The sequence below is a fragment of the Mesorhizobium tianshanense genome, from assembly GCF_007830515.1.
Classification (GTDB): Bacteria; Pseudomonadota; Alphaproteobacteria; order Rhizobiales; family Rhizobiaceae; genus Mesorhizobium; species Mesorhizobium tianshanense.
Window position 1 is genome coordinate 38,377 of the sequence record NZ_VLKT01000020.1, and the last position, 13,993, is coordinate 52,369.

General features: G+C 61.3%; 10 protein-coding genes. 6 read left to right on the forward strand and 4 right to left on the reverse strand.

What is annotated here, in order from left to right:
- Positions 1-3 precede the first annotated feature (3 nt).
- The 4 genes from IQ26_RS17090 (at position 4) to IQ26_RS39155 (ending at position 5,972) form a co-directional block, all read left to right on the forward strand.
- Complete coding sequence (locus tag IQ26_RS17090; RefSeq protein ID WP_240547154.1) at positions 4-1,080, forward strand: lytic transglycosylase domain-containing protein; 1,077 nt, start codon at positions 4-6, stop codon at positions 1,078-1,080.
- A gap of 247 nt (positions 1,081-1,327) precedes the next feature.
- Positions 1,328-3,067 carry a relaxase/mobilization nuclease domain-containing protein gene (locus IQ26_RS17095; RefSeq protein WP_145719290.1) on the forward strand — a complete coding sequence of 580 codons (1,740 nt, stop codon included), beginning with the start codon at positions 1,328-1,330 and terminating at the stop codon, positions 3,065-3,067.
- Between the two features lie 634 nt (positions 3,068-3,701).
- A complete protein-coding gene (locus IQ26_RS17105) occupies positions 3,702-5,555 on the forward strand; it encodes a HipA domain-containing protein (RefSeq protein WP_145719292.1) in 1,854 nt (617 codons plus the stop codon).
- Between the two features lie 90 nt (positions 5,556-5,645).
- Positions 5,646-5,972, forward strand: a complete 327-nt coding sequence (locus tag IQ26_RS39155) for a hypothetical protein (RefSeq protein WP_156090939.1) — start codon at positions 5,646-5,648, stop codon at positions 5,970-5,972.
- Between the two features lie 63 nt (positions 5,973-6,035).
- Here the strand turns inward: IQ26_RS39155 and IQ26_RS17115 are convergent, their stop codons facing one another.
- From IQ26_RS17115 to IQ26_RS17130, 4 genes are all read right to left on the reverse strand, one after another.
- A complete protein-coding gene (locus IQ26_RS17115) occupies positions 6,036-7,655 on the reverse strand; it encodes an ABC transporter ATP-binding protein (RefSeq protein ID WP_145719294.1) in 1,620 nt (539 codons plus the stop codon).
- 1 nt (position 7,656) lies between these two features.
- Positions 7,657-8,778 (reverse strand): ABC transporter permease, encoded by a 1,122-nt coding sequence (locus IQ26_RS17120; RefSeq protein WP_145719296.1) that lies wholly within the window; start codon positions 8,776-8,778, stop codon positions 7,657-7,659.
- Positions 8,771-9,694: an ABC transporter permease subunit gene (locus IQ26_RS17125; protein ID WP_145719298.1), complete on the reverse strand. Its 924-nt coding sequence runs from the start codon at positions 9,692-9,694 to the stop codon at positions 8,771-8,773. Before IQ26_RS17125 ends, IQ26_RS17120 begins: the two co-directional genes overlap by 8 nt.
- A 65-nt stretch (positions 9,695-9,759) precedes the next feature.
- Positions 9,760-11,352, reverse strand: coding sequence for a peptide ABC transporter substrate-binding protein (locus tag IQ26_RS17130; protein WP_145719301.1), 1,593 nt, complete (start codon positions 11,350-11,352; stop codon positions 9,760-9,762).
- A 415-nt stretch (positions 11,353-11,767) separates the two neighbouring features.
- On the opposite strand from IQ26_RS17130, the gene IQ26_RS17135 reads away from it, so the two are divergent.
- Both IQ26_RS17135 and IQ26_RS17140 read left to right on the forward strand, forming a co-directional pair.
- Positions 11,768-12,202, forward strand: coding sequence for a TadE/TadG family type IV pilus assembly protein (locus tag IQ26_RS17135; protein WP_145719422.1), 435 nt, complete (start codon positions 11,768-11,770; stop codon positions 12,200-12,202).
- Positions 12,203-13,984: a pilus assembly protein TadG-related protein gene (locus IQ26_RS17140; protein ID WP_145719303.1), complete on the forward strand. Its 1,782-nt coding sequence runs from the start codon at positions 12,203-12,205 to the stop codon at positions 13,982-13,984.
- Positions 13,985-13,993: the final 9 nt, after the last annotated feature.

Sequence of the window (13,993 nt, forward strand, 5' to 3'; positions counted from 1 at the left end):
CGGATGCTCGGACTGCGCTTCAGCTGTCTTGCAGCGGCAAGCCCTTTGATCGATCGGGCAGCGATCAAACCTTTCGTCCCGATCGTCCGTCAGGCGGCCTACGCGCACTGCGAAGGTCAAGGGCAGCCGGGTGCTGGCCCGTCGTTGCGAACGCTCATCGCATCAACATTTGGGGGAAGCCGGGCCGGCCGGCGAAGCCTTGCCCTTGACGGAACGGAGCACGGCGGCAGCCTGATGGCGCACCGGACCTGCGGGGCCTGCGCTGTGATCTGCCAAAGCATCACAGCGTTTTGTGCATGCGTCATGCTTACCGTTTCGGTGTCCGCTGTATGCGCAGAACCTCCCACGCATAATGAACAGCCGGCGCGCTCCAACGGCAGGACCTCGTCCTCAGATCCCTGGTCGGCGCATATCCGCGAGGCAGCGAAACGATTTGCCATCCCCGAGCGGCTGCTTCGCGCCGTCATGCATGTCGAGAGCGTTGGTGATGTTCATGCGGTGTCGAGCAAGGGCGCGATGGGCCTGATGCAGATCATGCCGGGAACGTGGGAGGAACTGCGCATAAAGTATCATCTCGGCGACGATCCTTATCAGCCGCGCGACAACATTCTTGCCGGCGCTGCTTACCTGCGTGAGATGCTCGACCGCTTTGGCACTAACGGCTTTCTCGCTGCCTATAATGCCGGCCCTGGGCGTTACCAAGAGCACCTTTTGACCGGCCGCCCGCTGCCGCGTGAGACGATCGACTACGTCAGGAAACTCGCGCCGCTGATCAGAGGTTCCGTCGTCATTCCGCCGCGTGCACGACAAGGAGCAAACAGGGCGAGCGCACTCGATTCGTCGGTTTTTGTGCAAAACAGCGACATCGGCAATGTCACCGCACCGCATGGCAAGTGCGGCGCGCTTGTTGACGCAGAAACGATGTTCGCGGGCATCCATTTGCCTTCGATGTGCGCGCCAAGGGCCATTTCTGTAGTTGATCTAACAGCGGTTGAGCCACAGCCGGGTGAAACTGGACCCGCGTCGAAACCCCTCCTTCCCGACCTGTTCGTGCTGCGTCCTTCACTGCGATCGCGATGAATAGCGCATTCCTGGTCAATCGCATTGCGGCCTGTTTCGTCGCGGAAGTTGCGGCGGGAGGGTTGGCCACGGAGCAAGCGGAGAGGGGTGGCAGGATAAAGGGCGCGATGTGCGATTCGGGCGGATGGCGAGAGAGCAACGGGTTTCAGAGGCGATTTCGCGAGGTGCGCAGATTTTGCGCGATGTGCGCCAATCGCCATTTTCCGGATCTTTCCGATAGAAGCTGCACCTCGCGGGAAAAACGGCCATGAACCATGACAATGATTTCCGCGTCCGGCCTGGTCGCATCCGTTCCAAGGCTGGCCAGCGCGCGCGACCCTTCATCTTTCAGGCGCTGGCGTCGGCACAACGTGCCGGTGGTACCAATTCACACAAAGGCCATTTGATCTCGCCGCGCCACTCGACTTTTGGACGGGGACGGACGGCGAGCATTTGCGCCAATCGCCTCATCACCAGCCGCTCGCGCGGCGGCGTCGTCAAAGCGCGCGTGGTGCGTCAGTCCGGCCGCGCCGCGCCCCTGGCCGCCCATCTCAAATATCTTCGCCGCGAGGGCGTGACACGCGACGGCGAGGACGCGAGGATGTTTGGTCCCGATACGGACGAAGCCGACCACGATGTCTTTGCCGAACGATGCAAGGAAGACCGGCATCATTTCCGCTTCATTGTCTCACCCGATGACGCCGTCGAACTGGGCGACCTGAAAGGCTTCACCCGCGACCTGATGGCCGACATGGAGCATGACCTCGGCACGAAACTCGACTGGATCGGCGTCGACCACTGGAACACCCAACACCCGCACGTTCACATTCTCGTCCGCGGTGTCGCAGACGACGGCGAGAGCCTCGTCATCTCGCGTGACTACATCCGTCAGGGCATGCGCGACCGCGCAGGCGACATTCTCACCCAGACGTTGGGGCTTCGCACCGACCAGGACATCCGCCAAACCATCGAGCGGCAGGTCGGGACTGAGCGATGGACTCAGCTCGACCGCCAACTTTCCCGCGACATGGATCGTCATGGCGTCATCGATCTCGCGCCGCACCCGGACAACCCGCCCGACGAGTTCCTGACAATCAAGGTTGGGCGGCTGCGCCGGCTCGAAAGCCTGGGCCTTGCCCACGAAATCGGTCCCGGCCAGTGGATGATGACCGATGAGGCCGAGGCGACGATGCGCTCACTCGGCGAACGAGGCGATATCATCAAGCGCATCCACCGCAGTCTCGCCGAGCACGGCATCGACAGGGAGCCATCGGGCTATGTTCTCGCAGCCGAGCAGGTCGAGACGCCGGTCATCGGTCGCCTGCTCGAACGTGGCTTTGATGACGAGCCGCGTGGCTCGGCCTATGCCATCGTCGACGGCATCGACGGACGGATGCATCACCTGCGCTTTCATGATCTCGACGCAACCGGAGACTGCGCGCCGGGCTCGATCGTGGAGTTCTGCCGATATGAGGATGGGAAGGGACGTGCCAGTGTCGAGCTCACCGTCCACTCGGATCTTTCAATAGAAGAACAGATCCATGCGTCCGGCGCGACATGGCTCGACCGGCAACTCGTCGCGCACGAGCCCGCAGAGCTCGGCGATGGTGGTTTTGGCCGGGACGCAAGACAGGCGATTGAAGCTCGTGCCAATCACCTGATCGAGGAGGGCCTGGCCTGGCGCGAAGGGCAGCGCGTAATCCTTGCACGCAACCTGATCGACACTCTGCGTGGCCGGGAAGTCGATGCGCTTGGCTCACAGCTCGCTGCCGAAACCGGCCTGCCCTTCACGAAGGCAGCAAATGGCGATCATGTGACCGGCATCTACCGGCGGCGCATCTCGCTCGCTTCCGGCCGCTTCGCGATGATCGATGACGGGCTCGGTTTTAGCCTTGTGCCCTGGTCGCCGTCGCTCGACAGACAATTGGGCAATCATCTTTCTGGGGTGGCGCGCGATGATGGCGGCGTGGATTGGAGCTTCGGAAGGAAGCGCGGTCTCGGGCTGTGAAGTTCACAGCTGCCGCGCAAGACCTGTGTTCTGTCTGGAATGCGCCGGCATTGTTGATTTAGTCGTTGCCGGGACGGCACGGACGGCTCCATCCTGCGGCGTGTGATCGCGCGGGGACGCGTGTACCTCTCGAACGCAACGATCAATGATCATTTCGCGCTGCGCGCCTGCTTCGTCAATCATCGCACAAGGCCGGAAGATGTGCACGAGATCGTTTCTGAGGTGATTGCCGTCGCCGACGAACTTAACGCTTAGAGCATCGTGACCAGGCTATTGGGCATCTCCGAAATAGACCTGCTTCAATATGCAGCCGGCCTCTATCACGGGCATTCGTGTCCTTCAATTAAGCCTACCCGCGTGGGCTTAAGGGGGCCGTTCATCGTCTGCCCTGAACGTAACGACCGCACCTTGACGTCTGGGGTCCGATTATAGAAGGGGTGGAAGCCCGGAGGGGGAAGACCCGCTTGCCGGGGCTTTCAGCCCCGGCCCGAAGGGCGACGTCCAGCCACCTTTTACTTTCAAGCCGCGCGTGGCAGACCAATTGGTGGAACTATCGCACATCTCAGATGCGCGAAAATTCTTGACGACCAGGCCAAATATGTGATTATCGCGCATCTGAAACACGAGATAATCCATGTCGATCCATCTCGTAGGCGAAACTATCGACGCAAAGCGGGCGCACCATCGCGCTCAAGCGGGCGAGTTGATCCAACTCGTTCGCGGAGTCTATATCGAACACGACGCCGACGCCGAGATGGCGATCCTCGGTCATGCGGTCCGTATCGCCCATTATCTCTATCCCAACGCCTATCTGTCGTCGGCGAGCGCGGTTCTGCTGGGGCCAGCGCCGGACGGGCGGCTGTTCATTAGTGGAAGGCGTAATCAACGCACGCGCTTGCGTACCCTTGAGATCATCCAGAACGAGGCGCCGGCTCATCCATCGACGGCAAGTGCCGTGATCGGCGACGATCTGGGCGAATTGCGTGTGGACGTGTCGTCGCCGCGTCAACGCTTCCTGGAAGCTTTTCGGCTGCGGAGCGAACACGCCAGTGCGATCACCACCGACATGCGCACTCAAATGGCGGCGCGTCTGGTCGAAGAACATGGTTCGCCCCAAGCCGCAGCGGATGCGGTTTGGGCGCTGGCGCGCGAGAATGGCTGGTATCGCGAGGGCGAGAATGCCGAGCGTTTCCTCTTGGTGCAGCTCGGCGCAGGTAAGGCCCCGGTCAACAAGGCTGCGCTTGATCTTCTGGTGGCCTGGCACGGCGAGCCGCTTGGACGACTGATCCATGACGGCTTCGAGTGGCGCTGGAAGCCCCGGAAGCGGAGCGGGCCGCCGCTTGTACGCGAGACCACGCCGGGAAAGCTTCCAGCCTTCATCGAATCACTCCTGCCGGAAGGCTGGCTTGCCAAGGTTCTGCACGAACGCGACGAACGCGACGCGCTCCGGAGCGGCCGGCGCTATCTGTCCAACATCGCGATCGTCCAGAGTCCTGACGAATTGGCGGCCTTACCGGCGGATATTCTCGTGACGCCACTAGCGGCGTTCTTCGAGGCGGGTCGCTTCACCGGACGTTATGCAGGACCGGCGCGCGGCGAGATCGAGGAGACGTTCGAACAGAAGCTCGCGCAAATCTTCGCGCGAGCCGAGACGCCGCGCCTGTCGGGCGTCCAGATCAAGGCGCCGATGAGTCTGCTCTCCGATGGCACTCTCGTTGCGGCCATCGACCAGCCGTTCACCCATATTCTCAAACCCGCTGGCGCCGCAGGGTTCGAGACGCTGCCGATCGTTGAATGGCTCTGCCTCGAACTGGGCCGCGCCGTCGGTTTCGACGTGCCGGCGGCGGCATTAATCGAGATGCCCGACGGTATGCCGCCCGCCTTGCTGGTCGAGCGTTTCGACATCCGGCGCCATGTTGAGGACCAGCGCCGTTTTGCGCTGGAGGACTTCTGTTCGATCCTGGATCTGCCGACGTCGGCCAAGTATGACGGCACCATTGAACGCATGGCGAAGGGTCTTAGGCCGCTGTCGACAGATCCAGTCGCGGACCTCACGATTCTGTTTCGTCGCGCGCTCTTCGCTTGGCTGATCGCCGATGGCGACATGCACTTGAAGAATCTCGCGATGCTGAAGACGGCCGATGCCGGAGCCAAGGCGTTTACATCGGTCCGGTTTGCGCCGCTCTACGATGCCGTCACCACCCGGGTCTTTCCTGGCCTTGCCGGTGACCGGATGGCCTTGAAACTCAATGGCAAGGACGACCGACTGGGCCAACAGGATTTCTTCGCGCTGGCGCGGACGATCGGTCTCACGGCCGCCAACTCCGAGGCGGCAATCGCCGAAATTGCCGGGCGCTTGGCAGAGCGGGCCATGGCACTGCGCTTGCCTGATTTCGCGGGTCAGTCCGAAGCGGTCAAGGTCGCGCAAGATAAGGTGATTGCTCTCGTCGGCGAGCGATGCGCGGCCTTCGCAGGCGCGGGCGCGTAAGCGCTTCAGCCATTCAAGGCGGCGGAGCTCGCGGCTGAGGGGCAACATGGGAACGCGACGCTCGACTCTGACCGGGCCCTCGTAAATCCAGTGGCGGATGAGGTCGGTGTCGATATCGGTCTCGGCTCGGGCGGCCTCGAACATCTTCCTCCAGGGATCGTCCGGCGAGCCCCGGCCGCGCACGACGTCGATCTGCCGATGCGCCAGATTCAGGCGAATTGCATGGCCCTTGAAGCGGTGAACACGGCCTTCGCGCTACTCCAGATCGACCGGGTTTCCCGGAAGATTTTAATCATAGACGCGATAGCAATAGGGGTGGAAATCGAGGCCTCTTGTCCGACCGCGGTAGTTGCCAACGCGAACGGCCGAAACGGCGAGTTGAAAGCGTCCCGGACGCTTCCCTTCTGGGTGCTGTAATCAGGCTTGGGCAACTTTTTGCCCCCAAAACAACCACTATCCGCTGCGGCGCTGACCGGCCGCCTATGCGCTTAAGCGAAACCGTGTGACGTCGACGGCCGCATTCATCAGCGTCTGCGTGTAGCTTGCTTGTGGATTGCTGAAGATCGCCTCGGTTGGTCCTTCCTCGACGATCTTGCCCTGCTTCATGACGATGATGTAGTCGGCCATGGCGCGCACGACGGCGAGGTCGTGGCTGATGAACAAGTAGGACAGTTCGTGGTCGGCCTGCAGCTTGCGCAGCAATTCAACGATCTGCTTCTGGACGGAACGGTCGAGCGCCGAGGTCGGCTCGTCGAGGACGACGACCTTGGGCTTGAGGATCATCGCGCGCGCAATGGCGATGCGCTGGCGCTGGCCGCCGGAGAATTCGTGCGGGTAGCGATTGCGTGCATTCGGATCGAGTCCGACCTCGCGCAAGGCTTCGACCGCGCGCAGATCGCGTTGCCTGCCCGACAGGGTCGGCTCATGCACCAGAAGCCCTTCGGTGATGACCTGGCCGACTGTCATGCGCGGCGACAGGGAACCAAACGGGTCCTGGAAGACGAGCTGCAATTCACGCCGCAGCGGCCGCATGGCCTGACGGTCGGCTCCGGAAATATCGCGATCGCCGAAGCGGATGAGGCCATCGCTCGGCAGAAGCCGCAGCAAGGCCCGGCCGAGCGTCGATTTTCCCGAACCGGATTCGCCGACGATGCCGATGGTCTGGTTGCGTTTCAGCCGGATCGAAATGTGATCCACCGCGCGCAGCATCAGCGGCTCTCCGGCAAGAAACCCGCCGCCGATCCTGAAAGTCACTTCGACATTTCGGCCCTCGAGCAGGACGGGCGCGTTTGGCGGCGGCGGCGCCTTGGTTCCGGTCGGTTCGGCGGCCAGCAGCATCTTGGTATAGGCATGTTGCGGGCTGACGAAGATCGCCTCCGCCTCGCCCTCCTCGACGACCTCGCCGCAGCGCATGACATAGACCCGGTCGGCAAAACGCCGGACAATGCCGAGATCGTGGGTGATGAAGACGATCGCCATGCCGAGCTTGCGTTGCAGTTCGGCGAGCAGCATGAGAATCTGCGCCTGGATCGTAACGTCGAGCGCCGTCGTCGGCTCGTCCGCGATCAATATGTCGGGGTCGTTGGCCAGCGCCATGGCGATCATCACCCGCTGGCGCTGGCCGCCCGACATTTCGTGCGGATAGGATTTCATCCGCCGCTCGGGATCGGGAATTTGGACCAGCCGCAAGAGCTTGAGCGCCTCTTCGCGGGCCTCGGCGGCGCCAAGCCCGCGATGCCGGCGGATCGGTTCGATCAGCTGGTTGCCTATCGAATAGAGCGGATCGAGCGAGGTCATCGGCTCCTGGAAGATCATGCTGATCTTGCGGCCGCGGACCTGGTTGAGCTCGGACTTGCTCAGCGTCAAAAGGTTGCGGCCGCGATAGTCGACAACGCCTGTCGCCTCGCCGTTCGAGGCCAGCAGGCTCATCGCCGCCATCATCGTCTGGCTCTTGCCGGAACCAGATTCGCCGACCACGGCGACGGTTTCGCCTGCATTGACGTGGATGTTGATGCCCTTGACGGCTTCGACCGCACCATCGAGCGTGCGGAAGCGGACGCGAAGGTCCTTGACGCTGAGGATCGTTTCGGAAGCAACCATCTCAACGATCCCTGGGGTCGAGTGCGTCGCGCAGGCCATCGCCGACGAAATTCAGCGCGAACAGCGTCGAGACGAGAAAGAAGGCCGGGAACAGGAGCAGCCAGTTGGCCGAGCCGATATTGTGGGCGCCGGTCGAGATTAGCACGCCCCAGCTGGTCATCGGTTCCTGGACGCCGAGGCCGAGGAACGACAGGAAACTTTCCAGTATGATGACATGCGGCACCAGCAGCGTCATGTAGATCACCACCGGGCCAAGCAGGTTGGGGATGACGTGGCGAATCAGGATACCGCGTTGGCCGACTCCCATCGCCTCCGCTGCCTGGACATATTCCTGGCGCCGGATCGACAGAGCCTGTCCGCGCACGATGCGTGCCATATCGAGCCACAGCACCGCGCCGACCGCCAGGAACATCAGCACAAAGTTCCGGCCGAAGAACACCACCAGCATGATGACGAAGAAGATGAACGGCAGCGAATAGAGCACGTCGACGATGCGCATCATCACCTCGTCGATCTTGCCGCCGGCAAAGCCGGCCGTAGCACCGTAGAGCACGCCGATGACGCCCGCTACGACCCCTGCGAGCAAGCCGATGGCCAGCGAGATGCGCCCGGCCATCAGCGTCCGCGACAACAGATCCCGGCCGGTATTGTCGGTGCCGAACAGGAAATATTGCTGCCTGATCGAAGCGCTCATCACCGCTTCGAGACCGTCAGGCGATTTGCTCTCGATCTTGGTGTCGTCGAAGGCATCGGATCGGTCGAGGTAGCGGACGCTGCGGTCGTCGATCGGTTTGGGCGATGTGACGGTGACGAAGATGCGATTGTCTTCCTGCCGCCACTTCTTGATGTCGACGCGCATGCGCTTGATCGCCTCATTGAGCGCGGTTTCGATCTTGTCGGCCTTCGGATAGGCCGAGAAGCTCGGCGGCGTGCGCACATAGTCGGCGTAGATGGTGGTGTATCGATGCGGCACCAAAGAGGGCCCGAACACGCTTATGACGGCGATGAAGGCAAGATAATACAGGCTGAACATGGCGGCCCGATTGGCCTTGAGGCGCGCCCAGGCATCGCCCCACAGGGAGCGGCCGACAACGGCCGGAGCGGTGGCTGCGATGTCAGTCATAGCGCACCCTCGGATCGACGACCGCGTACATGACGTCGACGATCAAGTTGAAGACGATGGTGAACAGCGCGATCACCACCACCGTGCCCATGACCAGCGTATAGTCGCGGTTGAGCGCGGCGTCGACGAAATAGCGGCCGATGCCGGGAATAGAAAAAATCGTCTCGACGATGATCGAGCCGGTGAGAAGTGCGGCCGCAGCCGGGCCGGTGAAGGAGACGATAGGCAGGATGGCGCCGCGCAGCGCATGCTTGACGACCACCGACCAGTCCGACAGGCCGAGCGCGCGGGCGGTGCGTATGTGGTGGGAGCGCAACGATTCGATCATCGAGCCGCGCATCAGGCGGGCGACGATGGCGATCTGCGGCAAGGCCAGCGTCAGCACTGGCCCGACCTTGTTGAGCAGGGCTCCATCGCCCCAACCGCCGATCGGCAGCAGGTTCCAGGTCAGGCCGAACAAAAGCTGGATCACCGGCGCGATGACGAAGGTCGGGATGGTGCTGCCGGCGGCGGCCACCGCAATCACCGAGTAGTCGGCAATCTTGTTCTGGTTGAGCGCGGCGATGGTACCGAGAAGGCTGCCGAGCAGCAGCGCCAGGATCAGCGCCGAGGCGCCGATCTGGATTGAAATAGGCAGGCCTCGGGCAAACAATTCAGTGACGGTGAAATCGGGCATGTTGTAGCTCGGACCGAAATTGCCGCGCAGCAGATTGCCGAGATAGTGGACATATTGCAGCCAGAGCGGGTCATTCAGGCCGAACTGCGCTTCAAGATTGGCCTTGATCTCGGGACTCAGCCCCCGCTCCTGATTGAACGGGCCGCCAGGCGCGACGCGTATCAGGAAAAACGCCGCGGTCACGATGACGAACAGCGTCGGGATGGCGGTCAGGAGCCGCCGGAATACGTAACGCAGCATTGGTGCCCCGCTTTACTGGCAAACCCGAACCGCCGCCCGAAGGAGCGGCGGTTCGGCCAAGGAGATCAGTCCTTGGAGATGAAGCGGGACGGATGCACGGCCATGACGTTGTCCTCGTAGCCATGAAGCTTCGGAGAAACGATTTCCTTGTAGCTATAGTAGAGAAGCGGGATGTTGCCGACCTCATCGATGAGGATGCGCTCGGCCTCAGCGAGTTCCTTCATGCGCTCTTCGGGCTTGCCGCCGGCGGCCGCCGCCTTGTCCATGGCCTCCTCGAATTTCGGGCTGTTGTAGCCCGAGTAGTTGTTGCCGCTGGCCTTGCGGGAGATGCCGAGGAAGGTTTCCGGATCCTTGTAGTCCGCAATCCAGCCGGCACGCGCCAGATCAAAGTCGCCCTTCTGCTCGAGGAAGGAATAGTGGGTCTTGGTGTCGGTGTTGAGCAGCGCGACGTCGACGCCGAACGGCTTCAACTGCTCCTGGACGGCCACCGCCGTGTTCTTGTTGTTCTCCGACGTATTGTAGCGGATTTCCATTTTCAGCGGCTTGTCGGGGCCGTAGCCAAGTTTCGTCAGGATTTTCGTGGCTTCGTCCTCACGATCGATCTGCGACATGTCGGCGAACTTCGCTACTGCCGGCGTGTAGCCTTCAATGCCCGGAGGCACCATCGAGTAACCGGGCAGCATCGAGTTCTGCCAGACCTTTTCGGCAATGAAATCGCGGTCGATTGCCATCGAGATGGCGTTGCGCAGTTCGACATTGTCCCACGGCGCCTTGTCGGTCTTGATCGCGAAATAGAACGTGCCGAGGTATGGCCCGATGTGAATCTGATCGCCAAACTTGGCCTTGAGGTCGGCGAGCTGCTCGGTCGGGAGGTCGTCGTAGCTGTCGAGTTCGCCGGCCTCGAAGCGCTTCATCGCCGACGAACGATCCTCGGTCGGGATGTAGTTGACGGTGTCGATCTTGACGGTCGCGGCGTCCCAGAATTTCGGATTCTTGACCAGTTTCATGTGGTCGTTGGGAACCCACTCCGCCAGCGTATAGGCGCCGTTGGAAACCAAATTGCCGGGTTTGATCCAATCGTCGCCGAGCTTTTCGATAGAGGCCTTGGAGACCGGATAGGCCGCCTGGTGGGTCAGCATTTCGAGGAAATAGGGTGTGGGCGCCTTCAGCGTCACTTCCAGGGTATTTGCGTCGATTGCCTTGACGCCCATCTCCTCGGGTTTCGCCTTCTTGGTGTTCACCTCTTCGGCGTTCTTCACGGGATAGAGCATCGAAGCGTATTCGGCGCCGGTGGCCGGATCTTCCAACCGCTGGAAAGCGTAGACAAAATCATCCGCGGTCACCGGAGCACCATCCGACCAGACAGCGTCCTTGCGCAGCTTGAAGGTGTAGACGGTGCCGTCATCCGATACTGTCCAGCTTTCGGCGGCGCCCGGAATGACATTCGCCTTCTGGTCTTGCATGACCAGCCCCTGGAACAGGTCACGCAAAACATTGGCTTCGTAGATGGTCGAGGTCTTGTGCGGGTCGAGCGACTCCGATTCGGCAGCGGTGCCTCTGTTGTAGACGACCTCGGCGAAAGCCGGCGTGTAGAACGTGCCGGCGGCCAAGGACATGGTTGTGGCGAATACCGTCGCCTTCAGCATGTTTTTCAGCATGGAGTTCTCCCTGTCGAGGCGGCCCTTCAGCTACGCCTCTTGAGTGTTGACGCCCCGAAACCGATTGCATGGCCTCTTTGAGCGCGCTGCTGGTTCCCTTTCCGGCAGCTGGTGGCCAAACAGTAACGTGGAGATTTTTTATTTCAACAGACTCTCTGGGTCACCCAAAGTAAGGCGCGCCGATGATCACTTCGCAGTCGGCAGAACGGCAGCCGCAACCATGGGCTTGGCTCGGTTTTCCCACTTCAAGCTTTCGTTTCGGCCAAGAAACCTGCCGTCGATTCCACTTTGCGGAAATGTCTTAATGCGGCTTTAAGCAACTATGAGTTACATCTTTCGCGGGCTTCGGATGTCTTGATGGGCGAAGGACATGGACAGCACAAGAACTGAGAAAATTCCTGTAAAGCGGAGCAATATGCGCCAGATAAGACTCATATTATACCAATTTAGAGAGCAGTCTGGAACTTCCGCGATCGAATTCGCGCTGCTTTCGCCCATTTTCATCTTGCTTTTGCTCGGGATGGTTGCGTACGGCATCTATTTTGGCGCAAGCAATTCCGTGCAGCAAATCGCGGCTGACGCCGCACGCACGGCAATAGCCGGGCTCAACGAAGCCGAGCGCCAGGCGCTGGTGACCAGTTTTGTCAACAACAATGCCGGAGGATACCCCTTCGTTGATTCCGGCAAGCTGACCTATCAGGCCAAGGACAGCACGGCCGACGGAAAACAGTTCGTGGTGTCCGTCCAATACGATGCCCGCAATCTGCCGATCTGGAATCTGTTCCCGGCGCTGTCCATGCCTGGAACCACGATCTCACGCAGGTCGACAATACGGGTCGGAGGCATCTGAATGTCAGAAACTTTGCTGGGAGGGATCGGTCGGGTCGCCCGCTCGATGCTTGGCGACCTGAAGGCGAACTTCACCGTCATGACAGCGCTGAGCGCACCGTTCGCGCTGGCGCTGGCTGCCGTGGCCATCGATGAAGGCTCGATCTATGTGGAGCGCCGGGAGGCGCAGGCGATGACCGATCTGGCGGCAATCACCGCCGCCTCGAACATCAAGAACATAGAGGCCGCGGTGGTGACCACACTCGGCGACAACGGAATGCCGGGTATCGTCGTACAGAAGGCAGGACAGACGATCGTTCCTACTCTCGGAAAGACCATAGTGTCGGTCACCGCCGGCCGATATTCACCAGAGTCGTCGCTCGGCGTCGACAAACGCTTCGAGGCCGGCAAGACGCCCTACAACGCCGTCCACGTCACGCTGCACAAGGTTCCCGCCCGCTATTTCGCGAGTTCGCTCATCCCTACGCCGGTCATCGGCACCCAAGCCATTGCCAGCATGACGGCGCAGGCGAGGTTTTCGGTCGGGTCCAGGCTTCTCAGCGTCAATGGCGGTATCCTCAACGCACTTCTCAGCGGGCTCCTTGGAGGCAATATCTCGCTCAGCGTCATGGACTACAACGCGCTGATCTCGACTGACATCAACGTGCTTTCGTTCGTCGACGCTCTTGCCGTCCAGCTGCAACTGACAGGCGTCAACTATTCAGACGTGCTGGCGTCGAAAGCGACGGTGGGCCAGATCGCCACCGCCATGGCTAACGTCTCGCCAGTTGGCAGCACCAGCAAGCTCGCTTTGCAGACAATCGCGTCCAGAGCCACCAGCACGGTGAAGATCCCACTCAATCATCTTATAGATCTTGGATCAGTCGGCCAACTTGACCTCGGGCAAGAGTCGGCCGGCCTGGCGATCGACGCTAGTGCCATGGGTATGCTGACCTCCGCCGCCGCACTGGCGAACGGCTCGAGGCAGGTCGACATCAATCTCGGCGCCACCGTCCCAGGGCTTACCTCCACCACGCTGTCCATAGCCATCGGCGAACCTGCGCAAGTCTCGCCTTGGCTGACAGTCGGAGACGGCACGGTGGTGCGCACCGCGCAGACGCGGATCAAGCTGGTGGCATCCGTCGGCATCGGCAATTCGAATCTCGGTGGCGGCATCAGCCTCCTGTCGGTCAAACTGCCACTGCATGTCGAAGTGGCTCGTGCCGAGGCCAAGCTGACCGACATCAGCTGCCCGACCGGGCACCCCGACAGTTTGAAGGTTTCGATTGCCGCACTTCCGGGCGTAGCCGCGCTGCACCTTGGCGCCAGCGACGCCGACAACAGCCCCGCCGCCTTCGCCGATTTCAGCAACCCTCAGTCGTTTCAAGCTGCCGAGATCGCAGGCGTCAGCCTCAAGCTCCTTCTGATCAACCTGCCTCTGCTGCAAGTGAACGGTTCGGCAGCGGTGGCGATCACCAACAACGATCCGACGACGCTAACCTTCAACAGGACCGAAATCGCCAACAAGACGATAAAGACGGCTTCCACGAAAAACCTGACGCAATCCCTCACCACGTCGCTGGTCAACAATTTGTCGCTTTCAGTCGGGGCGCTGGGTCTCGGGCTTGATGTAACCGCCCTGCTTGGAACGGTGAAGCCGGCAGTTGTGACGTTGCTGAGCGGTGTGACTGCACCTGTCGACGCATTGGTCTATAACGTGCTTGCGGCACTGGGCGTGCGCGTCGGTGAGGCCGATGTCCGGATCATGGGCGCGACTTGCGGGCGCTCCGCGCTCGTTCAATGAGAATTCGGT

What these genes read in the sequence shown, in the direction of transcription:
- IQ26_RS17090 (WP_240547154.1), top strand. Translation starts at nt 4, where the DNA reads ATGCTCGGACTGCGCTTCAGCTGTCTTGCAGCGGCAAGCCCTTTGATC.
- IQ26_RS17095 (WP_145719290.1), top strand. Translation starts at nt 1,328, where the DNA reads ATGAACCATGACAATGATTTCCGCGTCCGGCCTGGTCGCATCCGTTCC.
- IQ26_RS17105 (WP_145719292.1), top strand. Translation starts at nt 3,702, where the DNA reads ATGTCGATCCATCTCGTAGGCGAAACTATCGACGCAAAGCGGGCGCAC.
- IQ26_RS17115 (WP_145719294.1), bottom strand. Translation starts at nt 7,655, where the DNA reads ATGGTTGCTTCCGAAACGATCCTCAGCGTCAAGGACCTTCGCGTCCGC.
- IQ26_RS17120 (WP_145719296.1), bottom strand. Translation starts at nt 8,778, where the DNA reads ATGACTGACATCGCAGCCACCGCTCCGGCCGTTGTCGGCCGCTCCCTG.
- IQ26_RS17125 (WP_145719298.1), bottom strand. Translation starts at nt 9,694, where the DNA reads ATGCTGCGTTACGTATTCCGGCGGCTCCTGACCGCCATCCCGACGCTG.
- IQ26_RS17130 (WP_145719301.1), bottom strand. Translation starts at nt 11,352, where the DNA reads ATGCTGAAAAACATGCTGAAGGCGACGGTATTCGCCACAACCATGTCC.
- IQ26_RS17135 (WP_145719422.1), top strand. Translation starts at nt 11,768, where the DNA reads ATGCGCCAGATAAGACTCATATTATACCAATTTAGAGAGCAGTCTGGA.
- IQ26_RS17140 (WP_145719303.1), top strand. Translation starts at nt 12,203, where the DNA reads ATGTCAGAAACTTTGCTGGGAGGGATCGGTCGGGTCGCCCGCTCGATG.